At 63.2% G+C, this 21029-nt stretch carries 15 protein-coding genes; 10 read left to right on the top strand and 5 right to left on the bottom strand.

What is annotated here, in order from left to right:
* Positions 1 to 15 precede the first annotated feature (15 nt).
* The 3 genes from gnd to FHT02_RS02110 are packed head-to-tail and all read left to right on the top strand — an operon-like array spanning position 16 to position 3244.
* The gene (gnd, locus tag FHT02_RS02120; RefSeq protein ID WP_184083725.1) at positions 16 to 993 is read left to right on the top strand and encodes a phosphogluconate dehydrogenase (NAD(+)-dependent, decarboxylating); all 978 of its coding nucleotides are present in this window, start codon (positions 16 to 18) and stop codon (positions 991 to 993) included.
* Entirely contained in the window at positions 990 to 2423 is a 1434-nt protein-coding gene (gene zwf, locus FHT02_RS02115; protein WP_184083723.1) for a glucose-6-phosphate dehydrogenase, read from the top strand. Before gnd ends, zwf begins: the two co-directional genes overlap by 4 nt.
* Positions 2423 to 3244: a Cof-type HAD-IIB family hydrolase gene (locus FHT02_RS02110; protein WP_184083721.1), complete on the top strand. Its 822-nt coding sequence runs from the start codon at positions 2423 to 2425 to the stop codon at positions 3242 to 3244. The genes zwf and FHT02_RS02110 overlap by 1 nt, the downstream gene beginning before the upstream one ends.
* A 281-nt stretch (positions 3245 to 3525) precedes the next feature.
* Here FHT02_RS02110 and FHT02_RS02105 read toward each other — a convergent pair whose 3' ends face one another.
* Together FHT02_RS02105 and FHT02_RS02100 are read right to left on the bottom strand one after the other, a co-directional pair.
* Entirely contained in the window at positions 3526 to 6312 is a 2787-nt protein-coding gene (locus tag FHT02_RS02105; protein WP_184083719.1) for a TonB-dependent receptor, read from the bottom strand.
* 215 nt (positions 6313 to 6527) lie between these two features.
* The gene (locus FHT02_RS02100) at positions 6528 to 7814 is read right to left on the bottom strand and encodes a glycoside hydrolase family 130 protein (RefSeq protein ID WP_184083717.1); all 1287 of its coding nucleotides are present in this window, start codon (positions 7812 to 7814) and stop codon (positions 6528 to 6530) included.
* Between the two features lie 181 nt (positions 7815 to 7995).
* Between FHT02_RS02100 and FHT02_RS02095 the strand changes: the two genes are divergently transcribed.
* The 7 genes from FHT02_RS02095 to FHT02_RS02065 all read left to right on the top strand — a co-directional run bounded on the left by FHT02_RS02095 (position 7996) and on the right by FHT02_RS02065 (position 17630).
* Positions 7996 to 8922, top strand: coding sequence for a VOC family protein (locus FHT02_RS02095; RefSeq protein WP_184083716.1), 927 nt, complete (start codon positions 7996 to 7998; stop codon positions 8920 to 8922).
* Positions 8923 to 8933: 11 nt separating this feature from the next.
* Positions 8934 to 10349 (top strand): Gfo/Idh/MocA family protein, encoded by a 1416-nt coding sequence (locus FHT02_RS02090; RefSeq protein ID WP_184083713.1) that lies wholly within the window; start codon positions 8934 to 8936, stop codon positions 10347 to 10349.
* Positions 10346 to 11125, top strand: a complete 780-nt coding sequence (locus FHT02_RS02085; RefSeq protein ID WP_184083711.1) for a 3-keto-disaccharide hydrolase — start codon at positions 10346 to 10348, stop codon at positions 11123 to 11125. Before FHT02_RS02090 ends, FHT02_RS02085 begins: the two co-directional genes overlap by 4 nt.
* 389 nt (positions 11126 to 11514) lie before the next feature.
* Positions 11515 to 14280 carry a TonB-dependent receptor gene (locus FHT02_RS02080; protein WP_184083709.1) on the top strand — a complete coding sequence of 922 codons (2766 nt, stop codon included), beginning with the start codon at positions 11515 to 11517 and terminating at the stop codon, positions 14278 to 14280.
* On the top strand, positions 14280 to 15431 hold the full coding sequence (locus FHT02_RS02075) for a glycoside hydrolase family 76 protein (protein ID WP_184083707.1): 1152 nt from the start codon (positions 14280 to 14282) through the stop codon (positions 15429 to 15431). The genes FHT02_RS02080 and FHT02_RS02075 overlap by 1 nt, the downstream gene beginning before the upstream one ends.
* A gap of 93 nt (positions 15432 to 15524) precedes the next feature.
* Positions 15525 to 16826: a sugar porter family MFS transporter gene (locus FHT02_RS02070; protein ID WP_184083705.1), complete on the top strand. Its 1302-nt coding sequence runs from the start codon at positions 15525 to 15527 to the stop codon at positions 16824 to 16826.
* 213 nt (positions 16827 to 17039) lie between these two features.
* Positions 17040 to 17630 carry a cysteine hydrolase family protein gene (locus FHT02_RS02065; RefSeq protein ID WP_184083703.1) on the top strand — a complete coding sequence of 197 codons (591 nt, stop codon included), beginning with the start codon at positions 17040 to 17042 and terminating at the stop codon, positions 17628 to 17630.
* 196 nt (positions 17631 to 17826) lie between these two features.
* Here FHT02_RS02065 and FHT02_RS02060 read toward each other — a convergent pair whose 3' ends face one another.
* The 3 genes from FHT02_RS02060 to FHT02_RS02050 all read right to left on the bottom strand — a co-directional run bounded on the left by FHT02_RS02060 (position 17827) and on the right by FHT02_RS02050 (position 21028).
* Entirely contained in the window at positions 17827 to 19137 is a 1311-nt protein-coding gene (locus FHT02_RS02060; protein WP_221239241.1) for a glycoside hydrolase 5 family protein, read from the bottom strand.
* A 470-nt stretch (positions 19138 to 19607) separates the two neighbouring features.
* The gene (locus FHT02_RS02055; protein WP_184083701.1) at positions 19608 to 20261 is read right to left on the bottom strand and encodes a TIGR02281 family clan AA aspartic protease; all 654 of its coding nucleotides are present in this window, start codon (positions 20259 to 20261) and stop codon (positions 19608 to 19610) included.
* Positions 20258 to 21028: an MBL fold metallo-hydrolase gene (locus tag FHT02_RS02050; RefSeq protein ID WP_184083699.1), complete on the bottom strand. Its 771-nt coding sequence runs from the start codon at positions 21026 to 21028 to the stop codon at positions 20258 to 20260. The genes FHT02_RS02055 and FHT02_RS02050 overlap by 4 nt, the downstream gene beginning before the upstream one ends.
* Between the last annotated feature and the right edge of the window lies 1 nt (position 21029).

Genomic DNA, 21029 nt, shown 5'->3' with positions numbered 1-21029 from the left:
CGAAAGGAAATACCAATGCGTCTTGCCATGATCGGCCTTGGCCGGATGGGCGCCAATATCGCGCGCCGGCTGATGGGCGGCGAGCACGAGATCGTCGCCTTCGATCGCGACGCGAACGCCGTCGCCGCGCTGGCAAGCGAAGGAGCGACTGCGGCGAGTTCGGTGGAAGACGTCGTCGCCAAGCTGGCCGCGCCGCGCATATTGTGGGTCATGCTGCCCGCCGGCGAGCCGACGGAGAGCACCATCGGCAAGCTGATCGAACTGTGCGAGCCCGGCGACATCATCATCGATGGCGGCAACAGCTTCTACAAGGACGACATCCGCCGCGCCGCCGCGGCAAAGGCGAAGCAGCTCCATTATGTCGATGTCGGCACGTCGGGCGGCGTGTGGGGGCGTGAGCGCGGCTATTGCATGATGATCGGCGGCGACACGGAAACGGTGGACCTGCTCGACCCCATCTTCGACACGCTCGCGCCGGGCTATGGATCGATACCGCGCACGGCCGGCCGCGATGCCGCCGACGACCGCGCCGAGCGTGGCTACATCCATGCCGGACCCGCCGGCGCCGGGCACTTCGTCAAGATGGTGCACAACGGCATCGAATATGGCCTGATGCAGGCCTATGCCGAGGGCTTCGACATCCTGAAGGGCAAGTCCTCCGAAAAGCTGGCGCCCGAAGAACGGTTCGACATCAACCTGCCCGACGTGGCCGAGGTGTGGCGGCGCGGCAGCGTGATCTCGTCCTGGCTGCTCGACCTGTGCGCGATCGGCCTTGCCAAGGACCACGCCCTCGAAGGCTATAGCGGCCATGTCGCCGATTCCGGCGAAGGCCAGTGGACGATCGTTGCGGCGATGGAAGAGGCGGTGCCCGCCAACGTCCTTACCGCCGCGCTGTTCGCCCGCTATCGCAGCCGAGTCGACCACACGTTCGGCGACAAGCTCCTTTCGGCCATGCGCTTCGGCTTTGGCGGGCATGTCGAGATGCCGCAATGAGCGACGCGCCGCGCGCGCCGGCCGCCACACTCGTGATCTTCGGGGCGATGGGCGACCTTGCCAAGCGCCTGCTGGTGCCGGCGATCGTCAATCTGGTCGAAGCCGGGATCATCGACGACGCGACCACGATCCTGGGCGTCAGCCATCACGATGCCGATGATGCGGCGCTGCGCGGCGCATTAGACGAGTTTGTCGAGGACAAGCAGGGCTGGAAGCGCCTGCGCGACCGGATCACCTATATGAAAGGTGACTTCGAGGAGGCGGCGACCTTCACCACGCTCGCCGAGCGCGTCAAGGGGAATGCGGTTTTCTATCTGGCCACCGCTCCAGCCTTTTTCGGCCCGGTTGCCGACGCGCTCGCCAAGGCAGGGCTGATGCGCGAAGATGACGGGTTCCGCCGATTGGTGATCGAGAAGCCGTTCGGCACCGACTTGCCATCTGCCCAAGCGCTCAACGCGCGCCTGCTGGCGAAAGTCGAAGAGCAACAGATTTATCGGATCGACCATTTCCTGGGCAAGGAAACGGTGCAGAACATCATGGTCGCGCGGTTCGGCAACGCGCTGCTCGAGGCGGTATGGAACAGCCGCTATATCGACCATGTCCAGATCACGGCTGCCGAAGCGGTGACGGTGGGTACGCGCGGCAAGTTCTACGACGCGACGGGAGCGCTGCGCGACATGGTGCCCAACCACCTGTTCCAGCTACTGGCGCTGGTGGGCATGGAACCCCCCAACAGCTTCGACGCCGACGCCGTGCGTACGGAAAAGGCCAAGGTCCTCGCCGCTGCTCGGCCGGTGCAGCCGGATCAGGCCGTCCGCGGGCGCTATGCGGCGGGGACGGTCGGCGACAAGACGGTTCCCGCCTATGTCGACGAAGCCGATGTGGGCGAGAACAGCAACACCGAGACTTATGCCGCGCTGAAGGTCGAGGTCGATAGCTGGCGGTGGTCGGGTGTCCCTTTCTACCTGCGAACGGGTAAGGGGCTGAAGGCGCGCGATACGGAGATCGTCGTCCAGTTTCGTGACGTACCGATCGCGCTGTTCCGCGACAACGGCGCCGCTGCGCCCATGATGCCCAACCGCCTCACCCTTCAGCTTCAGCCTGACGAAGGCATGAGCTTCGAGTTCGTTGCCAAGAAGCCTGGGCCGGTGATGGAGACTGCCCCGGTGAGCATGGACTTCCGGTATGCCGACCGGTTCGATGTCGGCCACCAGACGGGCTACGAAACCTTGCTCTATGACGTGCTGACCGGTGACCAGACGCTGTTCCAGCGCGCAGACCAGATCGAAGGCGGCTGGCGCGTGATCCAGCCGCTGCTGGACGCATGGGCATCGGGAGCGCCCGACGACTATCCGGCCGGCAGCAGCGGCCCGAAGAGTGCCAATGCATCGATCGCGCGGGATGGCCGCCAATGGAACGAGATCGCCTGATGCCCGAAGACAATACCATTCGCCTGCTCGTGTCCGACATCGACGGAACGTTGGTGCGCGACGACAAGACGCTGTCCGACGCCGTTATTGCCGCGGTGGCGCGTATCCAAGAGGCGGGGATCGCGATGAGCCTGATCAGCGCCCGACCGCCCAGCGGCATGCTGTGGATCGCCGAGCGGCTGGGCCTGAAGGGGCCGATCGGCGCGTTCAATGGCGGAACGGTTGTCATGCCGGATGGCCGGATCGTCGCAGCCGATCGCCTGGAGCCCGCGATTGCGGCGCGGGCGCTGGAAAAGATCGATCGCCCCGGAGTCACGCCGTGGCTGTTCGCCGATGGCAAGTGGTACGCGCGCGACCGCACCAACCACAATCTTCCGCGAGAGCGGCGCGCAGCCAATGTCGATGCGGTCTTCGATGCGGACTTCGCGCCGTTGCTCGCCCGGGCCGACAAGCTGGTGGGTGTCAGCGACGACCACGAGCTGTTGGCAGCGATCGAGGGTGAAATGCAAATCGCGTTCGGCGAGGGCGCCACGGTGGCCCGATCCCAACCTTATTATCTGGACATCACGGCACCCACTGCCAACAAAGGCGATGGCATCGCCGGGCTTGCCAAAGCCTATGGCGTTCCGCTCAGCGCCGTTGCAGCACTGGGCGATCAGCGCAACGATCTGCCGATGTTCGCACGCGCAGCGGTCTCCGTAGCGATGGGGCAGGCGCCCGAAGAAGTGCGGGCGGCCGCAAAGCATGTTGCGCGGTCGAACCAAGAGGACGGTGTCGCCGACGCGATCGACCGCTTCGTCCTGCCACCAGCGCACGCGTAAGCCGCACTCGGCTGAACTTCCCGCACTGCCATTGCCGGCCATAGCGTGCGAGATCCGAGGGGTAGCTGTTGGACGCGGCCCGCTCGTTTTGGGCGCCGGGTTGGGCGTAAACGGCGGCGCCGCCCGACGTGCCGGAAAAGAGCGCCGGCACATGCGATGTCCGCAGGTTCGGTGTCGCCTTCGCTGTTGATGCGAATGCCCGGTCTGAGCGAGATTACAGCGAGCTACGCCGTGCGCCAGCACCCCGTCGCAAGAGTGGGGTGCTGGCCGGCAGCGTTCATCTACATGCGGAAGGAGATGCTGCCCACGAAGGTGCGCCCGTTTTTGTAGAAGGCCGAGGGGCGATCGGGCGTGCCGCTATATTGGAGGTACGTTTCGTCCAGCAGATTCTGCGCCTGCGCCGTCAGCGTGACATTCTCAGTCAGCTTGAGCGACATCGAGGCGTCGAGCTGGTTGTATGGCGCCACCATTTCCTGTGAGCCGAGGCGGCCGATCGTGCGGAAATAGGCCGACCGGTAATTGTAGCTAAGCCGCGCCTGGAACGGCCCCTTTTCGAAATAAGGGATGATGTTGACGGTGTGCTTCGAGAGATAGGGCAGGTTCAGGATCGCCGTCGAGTTGATCGTCGTCGAGGTGCTGCTGTCCTGATAGGCATAGTTCGCCTGGATGCCGAAGCCGCCCCAAATCTCCGCCTGGCCGTTTATCAGGACTCCGTTGACCTTGCCCTTGCCCGCGTTGATCGGGCGCTGAACGGTGTAGTTGTTCTCAAGCTGACCGGTCAGCGAATTGAACAGCGTCTGGCCGGGGACGCGCTCGTTGATGATGTAGTTGTCGATCTCGCGGCGATACAGCTCAAGCGAAAGCAGTGCGCCCGGGCGGGGATAGAATTCCGCGGTGACTTCGTAGTTGGTCGATTCATAGGGCCGCAGGTTGGGATTGCCGCCGCCCGCGTCACGGGTCACGTCGTTCTGCGTGATCGATGCAGCAAGGTCCTGATAGCGCGGCCGCGAGATCACCTTGGCCACCGCGCCGCGGAAGATCAGCGTCGGGCTGGCTTCATAGGCAAGGTTGATCGACGGCAGGAACTTCAGATAGCTCGACGTGCTCGTGGTCGGCACCGGAACCGGATTGGGATTCGCGGTGGTGGGTAGCGAGAGCGCATATTGCGACTCGTCCTTGGTGTAGACCAAGCGACCGCCGATATTGCCGCGCAGCCCGCCGCCTTCGAAGTTCAGCTGGGCATAGCTGGCGAGTGTCGTTTCCTTCACACGCGTCGACGCTCCGACCTTTTCCACCAACGGCGAGTTGATCGCGTTTTCGAGGACGTCGATCACCGACTGTTCGGGCAGGTTGAGATATTGCGTGGCGTTGCCGTTGCCGCCGGTGCCGCTGTAGACGCCATCCGGCGTGACGCCGGTTTCGACCCCCAGCTGCGAGCCGAGCAGCGACTGCCGAAGGTAGCTATTCACGCCACGCGAATCGACGCGGTTGATGTGGTTGGTGAAGCGCGAGCCGACCAGGAACTGCTTGAAGAAGCCATCGCCGACAGGGACTGTCGCATCGAAGCCGCCAAAGGCGTCGACATCGGTCGTGACGCTGTAGTCGAGCCCGCCGATCTGCGCGCCCACCAGCTCCGTGCCGCCGACGAGCACGGGGCGACCCTCAATCGTAGCGGGATTGTTGTTCGGATTGGTGAAATAGTTCGTCGGGTTGGTCAGATCGCCAACGAAGTTCACGTCCGCCGACGTGGGGGTGATCGAATAGCTGAACGGCAGACGGGTTTGGACATTGAACAGGTACTCGGGATTGCGCCCGCCCGTCGCCTTGCTCCAGCCGCCGGCAAAGGAGACCTTGGCGCCGTCATCGCCTTCCCAATCGGCGAAGAAGTTGAGGTTGTCGGTCTTCAGCTTGGTGTGGCGGACCAGCGTGTCGAGCTGCGCGCTCTGACCGGTGGCGGCGCCGAAGCTGGCGTCGGTCACTACGCCGTTAGCGACTGTGGCGGATTGCAGCACATCGCCGGTCCACGCGCCCGGAATCGTGTACATCGACTGGCTGTAGTTGTTGTAGTTGCCGTTGATGTGCAGGCCGTTGAGCGTCAGGGTGAGGTCGCTCGACGGGCGGAACTGCATGGTTCCGGCAACGCTGGTGCGTTCGCGCTGCTGCTGAAAATAGGCGTAGTTGATGCCGAAGGGTGAGGCTGCCTTATCCAGGTCGGCCAGCGTGCCGCCGGTGATAACTGCCGCCGGGTTCTTCAACACGCGCTGGCCCGCCGCATTGGTGGTCAAGAACGGACTGCCCGAACCGTCGGCATTGTCATAGCCGAAAAACTCGACGCCTGAACGTACCAGATTCTGCTTGTCATAGGTCGCCGCGAGCAGGATGCCGAAGGTCTCGGCGTCGTTCTTCCAGCTGTAGAGCCCAGATCCACGAATGCTGCCCTTTTCGGCGCGGTCATTGTACGAATAGCCGCCCGAGGCGAAGACGGAGTTGGCTTTCAGCTCCAGCGGGCGGCGGGTGCGCACGATGACGGTACCGCCCAGGCTGCCTTCCTCAAGGCGCGGTTCGGGCGACTTGTAGACTTCCAGCCGATCGACCAGCTCGGGCGCGAGCAGCGAATAGTTGAAGGTGCGGCTGCTGGGATCGTTGTCGTTGCCGCCCCAATCGGCCGAGGCGAGACCGTGCCCATCGAGCAGCATGCGGTTGAGCGCAGGATCGGTGCCGAGGATCGCGACCTTTTCGCCTTCACCGAAGCGGCGGTCGATCGATACGCCCGGGATGTGCGACAGCGATTCGGCAACGTTGCGGTCGGGAAACTTGCCGATGTCTTCGGCCGAGATCGCGTCCACGACTGCGTTCGCGTTACGCTTCACCGCGATGGCCTGACGCAGGGCGCCGGCGTAGCCGGTGACGACGACTTCTTCGCCCCTGTCCGGCTCGGCCTGATCAGCGGAGGCGCCGCCACTGGGAGGCTCGGTGCTAGGGGGTGTGGAAGGATCCTGCTGCGCGTGCGCAACACCGGCGAAACCGGTCATCGCGGTCGTTAGCAAGATGATCTGGCGCAAACGCATCTATGACACTCCCCTTACATAATGCGAAGTGCGGAGCGCCTTGCAGCGTCTTCCCACACTCCATCGCTAGTTTCCGCAAGGGGCAGTCGCCTGCCGATTGCGACACGCAGCGTACCCAATCTCTGACGTCACCGCTAACGTTTTTTACATTTGCATGACATCTGTATCGGTGAACGGACGTTGGTGCTTGCCGTGCGGCGGCGGGAGCCGGCGCGTCACTGCGGCTCCATCACCGCGAGCAGATCGTCGATGCTGCCGACGGCGAACGCAGTGAACTCGTCAGCGATGGCATAGGGGAGCAGGATATTGCGCTTATGCAGCAAGGCGCCGCAGCTATAGGTCACGTTGGGGACATAGCCGCCACGTTGCTCGGCACTGGGGAACAACAGGGGAGAGGCGGTGCGCGCGAGCACCTTTGAAGGGTCCTCCTTGTCGAGAAGGCACGCCCCGACGCAATAGCCGCGCACCATTCCGACGCCGTGGGTGAACACCAGCCAGCCTTCTTCGATCTCGATGGGGGATCCGCAATTGCCGATCTGAACGAGCTCCCACGGATATTTGGGGCCCATGATGCGCTCGCCGGTTTCCCAGCTGAACAGGTCGTCCGAATAGAGCAGCCACAGGTTCTCGCTGTCCTGCCGCCCGATCATCGCATAGCGCCCGCCGACCCGGCGCGGGAATAGCGCCATGCCCTTGTATCCGGCCAAGGCGCCGGTCAGCGCCCGCATCTCATAGGTGCGCGCGTCGATGCCGCGCAGGATCTCGGCACGGGCGCTGACACCGTCGAACGCGGTGTAGGTGCCCATAACGCTTCTGGTGCCATCCTGTTCGGTGAAATGGACCAGGCGAAGATCCTCCACGCCGCGTGCCTGGCTGGGCAGGATCGGGAAGATCACGGTTTCGGAGATATTCTCGCTGTCCTCTGCGCGCATGCGCACCCAGCCGGCATCGTCGCTTTCGATCCGGGGCGGCGCGCCGTGCGGGCTCGCCGGATCGATGACAAGCCCGGTGCCGCCGTCCCAGGTACCGGTGCGGAACGTGACCGAGGAGATATGCCCTTCGCCCACCCCGCGCAGCGACAGGATGAAGCGGATCGAGTCATCGTCGGAATCCTGATCGCGGACCTGGACGATGCTGGGGTTGAACAGTGCCGCGGACTCGAAGGCATATTCCTGGCTGAAATACGCGCCGATCAGCAGGCGGTCCTCCGTGGTTTCGACCGTGATATCGCCGATGTCGCTCTTCACTTCGCCGAAGCGCCGCAGGAACACGCTGTCGACGTTGCGATGCCGCGCTTCCATGGCGCCGCGCAGCCCCTCCAGCATCCTCGCGCGCATGGCGGGATCGAGCGCCATCATGCGCCGGGCCACCGCCTGGGCGCGGGTCGGGCGCTCCACGGCGAACGCCTCGGGATAACCGAAGCTGAAGGGGCGGATCACCGTGCGGGATGGATCGGGCTTCAACTCCAAATCCAGAGTGCGAAATACCTCTGCTGCCTTCACGCATCACCCCTTGTGCAAACGCCAACCTGGCCAGTCGAGACCTAAGCGAAGCCACGCTCGCTTCGATCCATGGTGGGGCAGCTATTCGAGCCGACGGGTGGCCTCGATCGCCCGATCAGCGGCTTGTGAGTCGCGCCGCCGCGTGTCAGGTGAAGCCCAGAACGAAAAAGGAGAGGCGCCCATGATCCGACAGGCGTTGATGCTGACGGCGCTTGCGGTCGTGGGGCCAGCCGCAGCGTTGGCCAGGCAACAGGCCGCACGCCCGCCGATCACGGGTGTGTCGCATCTGGCGGTCTATGCCAGCGATCTGTCGGCATCGCAGGATTTCTATGGCCGCGTGCTCGGCGCGAAGAAGGTAGCCGATCCGGAAAACCCCCGGGGCGTCCGCTATCTCTTCAGCGACCACCAGTTCGTCGAGTTGCTGCCGTTGCCGGCCGGGCAGGGCGAAAGCCGGCTGGCGCATATCGCCTACACGACCACCGACGCTGCCGCACTGCGACGCTATTTGCTGAGCCATGGTACCAAGCACGCCACGGCGCTGACCACCAGCGCAAGTGGGGAGCGCTGGTTCGGCACCCGCGATCCCGAAGGTAATGAGGTCCAGTTCGTTCAGCATTCCATCAAGACGCCCACGGTGTCTTCAGGCGTGGTCAGCGGACGGATCATCCATATCGGGCAGGTCGTGCGCGATCGGGTGGTGCAGGATGCTTTCTATCGCAAGCTGCTGGGTTTCCGGCCCTATTGGTACGGCGCGATGAGGGAAGGCGCGACCGACTGGATCTCGCAACAGGTACCCCAGGGACGGGACTGGCTGGAATATATGATGATCGGCGCTGGCTCCACGGTTGACGCCAAACGTGTCGACGCACGATTGCTGGGGGTGTTCAACCACCTGTCGCTGGGGGTCACCGACATGAAGAAGACGGTGGCGCGGCTCGCAGCCGAGAACCGGTTGAGCCCGCGGCACGATGGTCCGCAAATGGGACGCGACGGGAAATGGCAGGCCAACCTGTATGATCCGGACGGGACCCGCGTGGAACTGATGGAATTGCAGCCGGTGGCGGAGCCTTGCTGCTCGCGCTTCACGGCGGACAGTCCGACCGATTGAGGGAGAGATCGATGGAAGCATGGAAAAGCGGCCTGACGCGGCGTGACTGGCTGGGCGGTGCGGCGGCCACCGCCGGCGTATTGGTGATACCGGGTCAGGCATCTGCGCGCCGGATTGCGGCAAGCGACCGCGTCAACGTGGCGGTGATCGGCGCCGGCGGGATGGGCGCGAACAACATGGCGAAGCTCACCAGCCAGAACATCGTCGCCTTGGCCGATGTCGACCTTGCCCATGTCGCCGAGGCGTTCGTCGACAGCAAGGGCGCACCCAAGCCGGAGATGCAGCCGCTCAAGACCGCCTACGACCGTGCCGCTAAGTTCAGCGACTACCGACGGATGTTCGACAGTCGCAAGGACATCGACGCGGTGGTGATCGCGACACCGGACCACCACCATGCCGTCGCGGCAAAAGCCGCGATGGAGCGCGGCATCCATGTCTATGTCCAGAAGCCACTGACCTATACCGTGCGCGAGGGCCGCACGTTGCTCGAGCTGGCGCGCCGCAACCCGAAGCTGGTGACGCAGATGGGCAACCAGGGTCACTCGGGCGACGACGGGCGCCGCGTGGTCGAGTTGATCCGGGGCGGCGCGATCGGGCGGGTACGCGAAGTCCATGCCTGGACCAACCGGCCACTCTGGCCGCAGGGCGAGGCGCGTCCTGCTGCCGTTGCGAAGCCGGCGAGCCTCGATTGGGACGTGTGGCTTGGGCCAGCGGCGGTCGATTGGGGCTATCACCCTGATTACGCGCACTTCAACTGGCGCGGCTGGGTGCCGTTCGGGATCGGCTCGCTGGGCGATATGGGCGCACACTTAGTCGACTTTCCGGTTTGGGCGCTCGAGCCGGGGTCACCGACGCGGGTTGAAACCCGGCACAGCCGTTGGGGTGGGGACGACAATATCTGGGATGGGAGGCCGCCGGCGGATCTAGGCAGCTATCCGCTTGCCAACATCACCACCTACCAATTCGGCAATGCCAAGGGCGGGCCGCTTACCATGACGTGGTATGATGGCGGACTGATGCCGCCGACACCTCCCGCGATGCCAACTACGGCGCGGATGAACCCAGATGGCGGTGTGCTTTATATGGGCGACCGGGGCATGCTGATGCACGACACGTACGGACAAAAGCCCGTGCTGATCGGCGACGGCGTAGAAGCGCGGGCAGCCGCGGTGCCGGTGTCGCTGCCGCGCATCCAGGACGGGCGCGACGGGCATGAGATGAACTGGATTCGCGCGATCCGCGGCGAAGAGGCCATCTCGTCCCCGTTCTCGGTCGCGGTGCCGCTAAACGAGACCATGCTGTTGGGCATGGTATCAATGCGCGCGGATCAGCCGATTGAATATGATGGCGCAAGCGGCAGGATCACCAACGTCGCAGAAGCCAACCGCTTCTTGGACCGGGAATATCGCAAAGGATGGGCATTATGATCGCCAAAGCCACTACCATCGCACTGATTGGTTTCGCCGCAGCCGCGCCGGCGTCGCAGACTGCGTCCGGCCCGAAACCGCAGGACACCGAAGTGTGGCAGCCCGAAGTGCCGGTGGTGACGCCAGGACCCGCCGTCAGCATCCCGGCGCCATCCGACGCGGTGGTGCTGTTCGACGGCAAGGATCTGAGCCAATGGGTGTCGACAAAGGACAAGTCCGCTGCCCGCTGGACCGTAGCCGGCGGGGTGTTGACGGTGCGCAAGGGCACCGGGAATATCGAGACTCGGCGCCGCTTCGGCAACTACCAGCTTCACCTGGAATGGCGCATCCCCGCGGGAATCACCGGTGAAGGACAGGCGCGGGGCAATAGCGGGCTGTTCCTGGCGTCAACGGGAGACGGCGACAATGGCTATGAACTGCAGATCATGGATAGCTTCCGCAACAAGACCTATGTCAACGGTCAGGCGGGAAGCATCTACAAGCAGTTCGCGCCGCTGGCGAACCCGGTGCGCGCACCCGGGGAATGGCAAAGCTATGACGTGATTTGGACGGCGCCGGTGTTCGCCGCCGACGGGGCGCTGAAGCGTCCTGCGGCGGTCACCGTGTTCCTGAACGGCGTGCTGGTCCAGGACCACACCGAACTGAAGGGAGAGACGGTCTATGTCGGCGCCCCGCGCTATACGGCGCATGGCCCCGCGCCGATCAAACTTCAGGACCATGGCGATCCTAGCGCCCCGATCAGTTTCCGATCGATCTGGTTGCGCGAGCTGAAGTGATCCGCATGCACCCAGCGCCGGTCGATCGATAGATCCGCGCCGGCACTTGGTAGCAGTGGCCGATCCGCAAGACGCTGTCTGCTACAACAGCGACCCGGCGCATTCGACGAAGATATGTTGGATGCGCCTGTTCGCTGCTTGCTTCCTCGCAGATTTGTTCTTGGGCACTTGGGCGAAGTCGCCGCTGGCTGGCGCAGCTTTCGTCCAAGAAACGCCACCAATCTAGTCGTGAAATCGTGTTTCGTGCTCACCTGTACAGGCGGCAGGCACTGGTAAAGCAGCGCCCATCAGCAAATTACGAAAAACGGTTTACGAATTCGGTTGGGCGGCTATGCTCACTCACATTGATCACCTGCCGCAAAGAGCAGGTACAATGTGAGGAGAGGTAAATGACCATGCACAAGGGCATGTTGCTGTCTGCTGTTTCCAGCCTGACGATCCTTTGCGCGCTGCCCGCATCTGCGCAGACTGGGTCTCCAGAGGATCAAACGGCCTCCGGCCAAACCGAAACTGATCCCGGTCCAGCTGCCGTTTCATCGGACCAAGATGTCGTCGTCACTGGTTATCGCCGCAGCTTGCAAAGCGCGCAGGCGATAAAGCGCGACTCCGACCAGATTGTTGACGCGGTCGTAGCCGAGGACATCGGCAAGCTGCCGGACAACAACGCCTCAGAAGCGCTTGCGCGGATCACCGGCGTGCAAGTCAACCGCAGCAGCGACGAAGCGGGTGGGGTACAGGTACGCGGCCTTCCCAATCTGACCACGACCTATAACGGCCGAGAGGTATTCACGGCCGAACTGCGCAACGTGGCGCTGCAAGACTTTCCTGCCGGCGCGCTGGCAGGGCTGGAGGTCTACAAGTCGACGACCGCCGACCTAATTGAGGGTGGCATTGCCGGCCTGATCAACGTGCGGTCGCGCCGTCCTTTCGATTTCGACGGCTTCCAGATCGCGGGCGCGTTCCGGGGCACCTATGGCGACCAGGCGCAGAAGTTGGATCCCAACGTCAACGTGCTGGTAACCGACCGGTGGGAAACGGGCATCGGCGACATCGGCGCGCTGGTGAACTTCTCGTACACGCAGCTACATTATCTGACGTCGTCGCGGTACATCAACGGCAACATCGTCGCCCCGCGCGCCGAGCAGTCGGTGACGGGTCCGCGCGACTTCGTTCTGCCAGAATCGGCAGGGGTCTATTATGACCGCGGCAAGCGCTGGCGGCCTTCGATCAACGGCGCGTTGCAGTGGCGGCCGGCACATAATCTGGAACTCTATGCCGAAGGCTTGTGGCAAGCGGCGCGCACCAATGTCGAGAACGACTTTGTCGGGTTGGACCTGGTCAACGGCAACCCTGCGCTGACCAACATCGTCCGCGACCCCGATGCGCCCGGACAGCTGCAAAGCGTCACCGCCACGCCCAACTTCGCAGGGGGTGAGGACATCGATTTTTCGCGGAGCACCCGCGCCGGACGCACCAACACCTATCAAGCGGCAGTCGGCGGACGTTGGGAGATCGACGATCGCGCGACGCTGACGACGGACTTTGCCTACACCGACACCAGCGCCACCTATATCGACCATAATATCGACTATGCACCTTCGACAGGTCAGTCAGCCGACATCGTCTTCGATGTGCCGGGAGGCGACGGTGGGCCGCAGCTTACAATCCCCGGGTTCAACGCACTCAACCCCAACAACTTCATCCTCCGCGGTATCTGGGACCGGACATCCTACGCCGGCGGTCGCGGGATTCAGTGGCGCACCGACCTGAAGATCAAGACCGAAATGCCGGTCATCACTCAGTTGGACTTCGGATTCCGCTACACCGACCGCGACGCGCGGCTGCGCAGCGGCGGGCGTTACGCGACGCTGCGGCCGCTCGGGATTCGGCTGTCTGCGCTGCCGGGCGCCGACGACGGCGGACCCATCCATGCTGGGTTTCGCGGCAGCGGCGATGCACAGCCTTTCCGTCGATGGTACGCGCCGAGCCGCGACGCGATATTCGGCAACATCGACGCGCTTCGCGATCTTGCACGTTCGGGGCTGACGCAGATCGGGACGCCCAATGCGCTTCAAGAACTTGCGCGATACGGGCCGGACATTCCGCCGGAGATCGTGAATGAGCAGTTCGATGCCACCGAGCAATCCTATGCGGTGTATGGCCAAGTCCATTACGACATGGAACTCGGATCACTGCGGCTCGACGGAGTAATCGGCGCGCGTATCGTCAACACGGTCACCGAGGCGACGGGAACCGGACTGGTCGATGGCGTGCCGACACCGGCAACATCTCGACAGAACTATCTCGACGTGCTGCCTAATGTTTCGATGCGCGCGCACCTGACCGACCAGCTTCAGCTGCGGCTGTCGGCGACCGAGACCCGCACCCGGCCCGAGTTCAACCAATTGAGCCCGGCTCTAAACATCAACCTCAACTCGACGCCGCTGACGGGCAACAGCGGGAATATCGGCCTGCAACCGATCCAATCGTCGAATTACGACCTGTCCCTGGAATGGTACTTCACCCGCACCGGCTCGCTGACCGGCGCGATATTCCGTCGCGATGTGCAGGGGTTCATCACCAACCTGAACGTACCGGTGAACGATCCGCTGTACGGGCAGGTGCTGATCAATCGGCCCGAGAATGGCGGACGCGGCAGGTTGCAAGGTGCCGAAGTCGCATTCCAGACCTTTTTCGACTTTCTACCGGGCTGGCTCAGCGGTTTCGGCACACAGCTGAACGCCACCTATATCGATGCGTCGCAGGCTTTGCCGGCAGCTTTGGGCGAGGCTGGGCAGGATACCGACGTTCCGGGGGTCTCCAAGTGGAGCTACAATGCGGTCGGCATTTATGAGAAGGGGCCGATCTCGGCGCGGCTCGCCTATAATTGGCGATCGCGGGTGACCAACTTCTTCGCCACCGACCGGCAAGGCCAACTGATCGGGGGCGAGTTCAACCGGCCGATCGAGCGGCTCGACTTTTCGCTGTCGGTAACCCCGGCCGAGATGGTGACCCTGACCTTTGACGTCAGCAACATCACCGGCACGCCGTTCCGAGCGCTGCGCGACTCTCCCGACCAGGACGGTCCTGGCTATCCGCGCGACGTCCGTTACGACAGCCGTGTGTTCGCGCTCGGCGCGCGGTTCCGCTTCTGATGGGCGGGTTCGCTATATCGCGCCGCGGCTTTGCCGCGGCCGCAGCACTGGCGGCACTGGCTCCACGCGTTGGCCGGGCGGCGGCATCCAGCAATCGCGCGGAGGGCTGGCGCGTGGCGATGGAGCGCGGTTTCGCTCTAGATGACGGAACCGGACTTTACCGGGAGTATGCGCCCGGGACAACCGCAGACGCCAAATACGCGACCGAGTGGCCGTTCTCTCAGGCGCATATCGCCTATCTCGATTTGGTGATGGCGGGTCCGGCGAGCGCGCGCCGTTATGATGCCGGGCTGGCAAAGGTCCGCGCGGCGCAGCAGCTATATTGGTCAGAAACCTCCACCACAGGTCTTCCGGGGTACCTGTCGCGGGTGGTGGCGCCGCTCGGCACGGGCGACGACCTTTTTTACGATGACAATGAATGGGTCGGCCTAGCCGAGGTGCAGCATCATCGCTTCCGCGGCGACGCTGCCTCGCTGACGCGCGCCAAAGCTGTCTTCGAACTGATCCGCTCGGCTTGGTCGAGCGACGCGAACCTGCCGTCACCTGGCGGGGTGCGTTGGACGCAAAAGGCGGATAACGTCGACCGCAATACGGTGTCCAACATGCCGGGCGCGCAACTGGGCCTGCGGCTGCATCAGATCACCGGCGAGCGCGCTTATCTGGACGATGCCGTTCGTTTTTATCACTGGACCAATGCGGTGCTGCAACGGCCCGATGGGCTGTACCATGACCATTTGAAGCTGGACGGCACGATCGAGAAGACCGTGTGGACCTATAACCAGGGCGTGCCGGTCGGCGTGAACGTGCTGCTGTGGCGCGCGACCGGCGAGAAGCGGTATCTTGAAGAAGCGCGTCGGATCGCCGCCGCCAGCCTGGGCCGATTCACGATCGAGCAGTTGGACCGTCAGCCTCCCCCGTTTAACGCGATCTACTTCAAGAACCTGCTGCTCCTGGACAGCGCCACGGGCGGACAGCAGCATATCGCGCGAATGCGCGCCTATGCCGACCATATGTGGCGCAATCGACGTGACGCCGCGACGGGGCTTTGCCGGCCGCGGAAGGGCCGCGCCGAACTGATCGACACCGCCGCCATGGTGCAGATCGAGGCCGTTCTGGGGTGGGCTCCGGAAAAATGGGCGGCGCTTTACTAGCGCAGCGCTTGCGCCGACGTTCAACCGCCACTCAAGAGGGGAGCGCAATTCATGCTTGAAGCACATCGGGGGCAAGGGCGCGTCACGCTGGCCATGATCTTTAGTGCAGCGGGCGCGGCGCTGGGGGGGCTGTTGTTCGGGTTCGATACCGCTGTGATCTCCGGCGCTACTTCGGCTTTGCAGGACCAGTTCGCGCTGAGCGACGCTGCGCTGGGCTTCACCGTTGCGTCGGCGCTGATCGGAACCGTCATCGGATCGCTGATCGCGGGGGCGCCTGCCGACCGGTTCGGCCGCAGGCCGATGCTGCTTGCCGTCGCAATCGCCTATGTCGTGTCGTCGCTGGGATCGGGGCTGGCGCCGACATGGTCGGCCTTGATCGCGTTCCGCTTTCTTGGCGGGCTTGCGATCGGAGCGGCTTCGGTGGTTACGCCGATCTATATCGCCGAAGTGTCGCCTGCGGCATTCCGGGGAAGACTGGTTGCCCTCAACCAGCTCAACATCGTGCTGGGCATCATGCTGGCGTTCGTATCGAACTACATTATCGCGTCGGTAGCTCCCGAAGAAACCGCGTGGCGATGGATGTTCGGCATCGTCACTGTGCCCTCAATCCTGTTCCTCTTGGTAACGCTGGCGCTGCCGGAGAGTCCGCGCTGGCTGGTCGTCCGGCACAAGGAGTCCGCCGCACGCGCGGTGATGGTCAAGCTTGGCTTTGCTGACCCGGACTGGGAGGTCGCCGGCATGCGCGAAGCGGCACGGCGTACGCCCGACACGGCGGCGCCGCGCCTGTTCCAGGCTGCCTATTCGGTCCCGGTCGCCTGCGCGATCGTGATCGCGATGTTCAATCAGCTCTCCGGCATCAACGCATTGCTTTACTACGCGCCGCGCATCTTCGAATTGGCGGGGGCCGGAGAGGGCTCCGCGCTGCTGCAATCGGTCGCGGTCGGCGGAACGAACCTAGCGTTCACGGTGCTTGCGCTGTTTTTTATCGACAGGTTCGGCAGGAAACCGCTGCTCTACGTCGGATCGGTGTTGACCGGGCTGGCGCTCATCCTGGTCGGCGTGCAGCTGGAAAGCACGAGCCCTGACGGGACGCTAGTGCTGGCTGGCCTGCTCGGCTTCATCGCCGCGTTCGCTGTTTCGCAGGGTGCGGTGATCTGGGTGTTCTTGGCGGAAATCTTTCCCAGCCCAGTCCGCGGCAAGGGGCAGGCGCTTGGCAGCACGACGCACTGGGTGATGGCGGCCGCCATTACCTGGACGTTCCCGATGTTCGCTGCCCGGCTCGGCGGCTGGGTATTTGGTTTCTTTGGGGCCATGATGCTTCTCCAGCTACTATGGGTCTGGAAGTTCATGCCCGAGACGAACGGCGTCGCGCTGGAAGAGATGGCCGTCCGCTAAATGCGGAATATGGTCCAACGCCGCTGTTTGTGATGGATTGAAACCTCCGCCCTTCTTCCCAGGTGTAAGAGTGCACGCCGTGCAACCTGTCGCCGGTCGGCCGTGTGTTTCAAGCCTTGATCAAGATTGGTTCTTAGGAACGACGGCGACGCCCAGCACGTTGACCAGCATGCGCGATCCCGCGTTCTGTCGCGCGAAGCACGGATTTGAAAAATGGCTAATGCTGAGATCGAAACTCCTGCTTCCGGTTCGTGCGCGCTGCTGATCATTGATATGATTACCGACCTCGACTTCCCTGGCGGCGTAGAAATGCTCCCCGTTGTTGCCCGCGCGGCGAACGCCATCGACCGACTCCGCACCAAGTGTCGGGAAGTCGGCGTGCCGATCGTCTATGTGAACGACAACTTCGGGCAGTGGCACTCAGAGCGCTCGCGGCTGGTCGATCTTAGTCAGGGAACGCCGGGGGAAGAAATCGTCGACCGCTTGAAGCCGCACGACGATGATTTCTTCGTCATCAAACCGCAGTTTTCAGGTTTCTATGCGACTAACCTCGCCGTTCTGTTGCCCAAACTCGGTGCAAGGCGCCTGATCGTCACCGGTATCTCTGCCGACATATGCATCCTGTTTACGGCGGCCGACGCCCACATGCGCGAGTATGATCTCTGGGTGCCGTCGGACTGCGTCGCTAGCCAAGATGAACAGCGCACCCGTTGGGCACTCGACATCATGGCCAACAGCATGAAAGCCGAGACATCGTCGACTGCGGAACTCGACGTGGGGCAATGGATGGAGAGCGCGCGGTAGCATGCAAGATGGTTTGCCGAACCGCCGCGGGGGCGCAAGGGGGCGCCCCGTGGGCAGTTCTATCAACCGGAGCTGAGGGTGGGGGGCTAACTTACATCTCGATCAACGCTCCACCACGTCCTGCCGTGCCGCACGCATCTGCCAGCAGAAGCACCGAAGGCTGAAAGGAGGGATGGGGTCTACATCGCGCCACGCATCAGGCGAACTGGACCGCCCTCACGGCAAGGGCAAGATCGGTATGCACGGGGCCCACCGGCACCCGCAGCACTCCGCCCAAGCTATTGGCCTCCAAACAAGCCGTGCTTTCGCCCCGGCGCGTGTCGTAGGTCGTTACAGCATAGCTGCCGTCCGCTAAGCCGGGGATGCTCAGCGTGGTGAGTGGCGCAGTTTCACGTGAGGCGAGCGTGCCTTGGGGAGAAAGGCTGTCCGTCCGCACCGTCCAGATGAGCGCCTGGCCCTCATCACCACATCCGGTCAAGGCAAGCCCGGGGTCATCGCAGCGCAGCGCCTTTGAGAGGTTGCGGCGCCTGAAACGACTCCAATCGATCAGCGGAAGGAAACGAGCTAAAGCGCCCTGCGCCTCCCGCATTCCGCGGGTAAGGACATGCGGGTGCCGGTTGGGCCAGCGCATGCCACCGCCAGCGCCCCCACTCGCCAGGTGTGCCCATTGGATGTGCCGGAAATACTCGTCATCGAATGCGACTGGTAAGGTGCGCTTCTTGTCCTTGAAACTGTGGATCGGACCATGTTCGGAATCGAAGACCGGCCGGGTACCCGCCTCCTCGACTGCGGTGCCCATCAGGCGCGCCACTGCCAATGCCGGGGTGACCGTGTCGGCAGGCGCATCGATCGTGCCGTGCTCGTAGAGATGCGTGTTCGCAAAATCGAGCGCTGGGTGCCGGAAGATCGCCTCAGCCAAGCTAGGGTTGTTGATCAACTCCGGGCCAAAGACGGAGACCGTCTGCAGATTTGCGTAGCCACGCCGCTCGATCTCATGAGCCCGCAACCAGCCCGCAACGTCGTCGATGAACGGCGTGGCAGTTGCTGGATCCCCGCCGCCATGCGCTGGGTGGATCTCGTTCCAGATATCCCAGGCGAACAAGGCCGGGCTGCCGCCCCACCGATCGCTGGCAAAGGCGAGGCGATGCTTAATCGCTGCACGCATTTCAGGACAAGTAAGCCATTCAGCCTGGCTTGCGCACGCGCCACCATTCGCCCGATTGTAGGGATGGTGCCGCCACCGGATCCACATGAAGAATGTGTCGTACGGCGTCAGTAGAACGCGAAGTCCGACTTTCTCCAGCAACTCGAACAAGTCGTCCCAGAACTGCACCATATTCGGCGCGAAGCGGCCGACAGATCGCTCGAGATAGCGATGTTCGCCTTGGCAATACTCGAGCATCAATCGAATGCAGGTGACGCCATGATCGCGCAACCAGATCATATGACGCTCGACGGCGCCGGGATCCCGGCGGCGGAACAGCGGATCCAGCTCGGGCCAGTTCACTGCGTCATTGTGCCCGATTGGAGTCCACGTAGCACCATCACCCGTAACGAAGTAGGGGAGCCCGCGAGGAGCGTGGATGCGCGAGAGTGGGCGCGGAGCGTGATTTGAGATCGATAGCACGCGCGGCGCTTAGCGGCGCGTGGGAGACTTGACCACCGGCTGCTGGCCGCATGTGCTTGGATAATCAGCGATTAGCGCTGGTGCTCGACCGACTTAACAGTCGGTGCGAGTAGCTTACGGTAGGTAAGCTCCCGACACATAGCGACTCATATCAAGCGCGACCGATCGTCTCATCTCTAACCCGCTTGATCGATAATACACATTATGTAAAGCGCCGGGCGCTTTTGAAGGATGGCACGTCCACTAAGACTCAATTGCAGACGTTCAGCGGTCGTCAGAGACACTCCGCTGTTCACAGATGTAGCGGCCCGCGTGCTTCAGCTGATCGTCAAGGCCGTTAAACAAGCAGCCTAGGGCTGACGCTGAGGCGCAGGTACCCTCTCGGTTTTGCCATGGTCCGGCGCGCCTCGGGTCGGCTCAAGGATTAGCGTGTTGTTCTCAACCCGCCAACTATGTAGCCGCGACAGGAAGTTCATGCCGAGCACGTCGAGGTTTCCGAAGCTTTCAGAGATTACCACGCCCAGGTCCTGGGCTTCCAACGGTCCGATCGAAAGCCGCTTGATCCGTCCGCGCTGGGCCGCAACGGTGCCGTTTGCAGTCTCGATCATCACTGGAATACCTGCACTCACCGAGATATCCGCGGCCTGCGCCGTTTCGGCGGACACAGCCGTGATGGTGGCCCCGCTGTCAATCAGCATGCGCCGCTGGATGCCATTGATAGTGACGCGCGCCCAGAAATGCCCGTCGGTACCCATGCGGATGCGGACGATCTGTCCGTCGACCTGTTGATCCTGAATGCCCAGCCGCTCAGTCGCCTGACTCCATAGCGCAGCCAATTCGTTGCGGTTCGCCACTGCCAGGATCGCAATCAGGATAATGAGCGCCCAGGAAAGCAGCGACCTCAGAATGAACCCAAAGCTCAGCCGCCGCGCACTCAAGGCGCTCAGCACCAGCACCAGACCGCCGATCAGCCACAGCGCATTGATGTTGTCGAAGCCGTTCACGCAACCATCTCCAGGCCGTCATAGCCTGGCTCGACACCCTGTGGCAGCTCGGCGACCAGACGCATATAGTCCATGCTGTGGTCCATATGAACCAGCGCAGTGCGTTTGGGCCCCAACTCCCCTACCCAGCCCAGCACTTCAGACAGATGTGGATGCGTCGGATGCGGGGCGCGGCGCAGCGCGTCGACCACCCAGACGTCCAATTTCGTATAGAGCGCACGCATGTCGCTCGTCATGATGTTGAAGTCTGTCGCATAACCAATTGAGTGGAAGCCGTTTTCGAACCGCATGCCTGCGGAGGAAATACTTCCGTGCGGTTGGTCGGCGACCGTGATGGCGATGTCGCCGATGATCAGACGGTCGGCCAAGTCTTCAATCGCTACAGTAGGTGGATATCCGCCCCGGCCGTGGAAGACATAATGGAACTTGGCTTCCAATTGCGCGCGCGTGAAAGGTCTCGCTAAGCCGCGGACGGGCGTCCCATCGCGCAGATGCATCAGTTGGCGCAAATCATCGATGCCGTGCGTGTGGTCGGCATGATCGTGAGTCCAGATCACCGCGTCGACATCGCTGACATCTGCCGCAAGCAGTTGTTCCCGCATGTCCGGGCTGGTGTCGATCAAAATGGTGGTCGTCTCTGTGGACACAAGTGCGGAGGAGCGACTGCGGCAGTTGCGGGGCTCGGCGGGATCGCACGCCCCCCAATCGTTGCCGATGCGAGGCACGCCAGAAGACGTGCCAGAGCCCAATAGCCGTATTTTCAGCATG

This window comes from Sphingomonas xinjiangensis (assembly GCF_014199255.1).
GTDB classification, from domain to species: domain Bacteria; phylum Pseudomonadota; class Alphaproteobacteria; order Sphingomonadales; family Sphingomonadaceae; genus Sphingomonas; species Sphingomonas xinjiangensis.
This window is presented reverse-complemented; position numbering and strand designations above follow the sequence as displayed.

Excerpts from the sequence above, each read along its gene's own strand:
- gnd (WP_184083725.1), top strand. The coding sequence starts at position 16 with ATGCGTCTTGCCATGATCGGCCTTGGCCGGATGGGCGCCAATATCGCG.
- zwf (WP_184083723.1), top strand. The coding sequence starts at position 990 with ATGAGCGACGCGCCGCGCGCGCCGGCCGCCACACTCGTGATCTTCGGG.
- FHT02_RS02110 (WP_184083721.1), top strand. The coding sequence starts at position 2,423 with ATGCCCGAAGACAATACCATTCGCCTGCTCGTGTCCGACATCGACGGA.
- FHT02_RS02105 (WP_184083719.1), bottom strand. The coding sequence starts at position 6,312 with ATGCGTTTGCGCCAGATCATCTTGCTAACGACCGCGATGACCGGTTTC.
- FHT02_RS02095 (WP_184083716.1), top strand. The coding sequence starts at position 7,996 with ATGATCCGACAGGCGTTGATGCTGACGGCGCTTGCGGTCGTGGGGCCA.
- FHT02_RS02090 (WP_184083713.1), top strand. The coding sequence starts at position 8,934 with ATGGAAGCATGGAAAAGCGGCCTGACGCGGCGTGACTGGCTGGGCGGT.
- FHT02_RS02085 (WP_184083711.1), top strand. The coding sequence starts at position 10,346 with ATGATCGCCAAAGCCACTACCATCGCACTGATTGGTTTCGCCGCAGCC.
- FHT02_RS02080 (WP_184083709.1), top strand. The coding sequence starts at position 11,515 with ATGACCATGCACAAGGGCATGTTGCTGTCTGCTGTTTCCAGCCTGACG.
- FHT02_RS02075 (WP_184083707.1), top strand. The coding sequence starts at position 14,280 with ATGGGCGGGTTCGCTATATCGCGCCGCGGCTTTGCCGCGGCCGCAGCA.
- FHT02_RS02070 (WP_184083705.1), top strand. The coding sequence starts at position 15,525 with ATGATCTTTAGTGCAGCGGGCGCGGCGCTGGGGGGGCTGTTGTTCGGG.
- FHT02_RS02065 (WP_184083703.1), top strand. The coding sequence starts at position 17,040 with ATGGCTAATGCTGAGATCGAAACTCCTGCTTCCGGTTCGTGCGCGCTG.
- FHT02_RS02050 (WP_184083699.1), bottom strand. The coding sequence starts at position 21,028 with ATGCTGAAAATACGGCTATTGGGCTCTGGCACGTCTTCTGGCGTGCCT.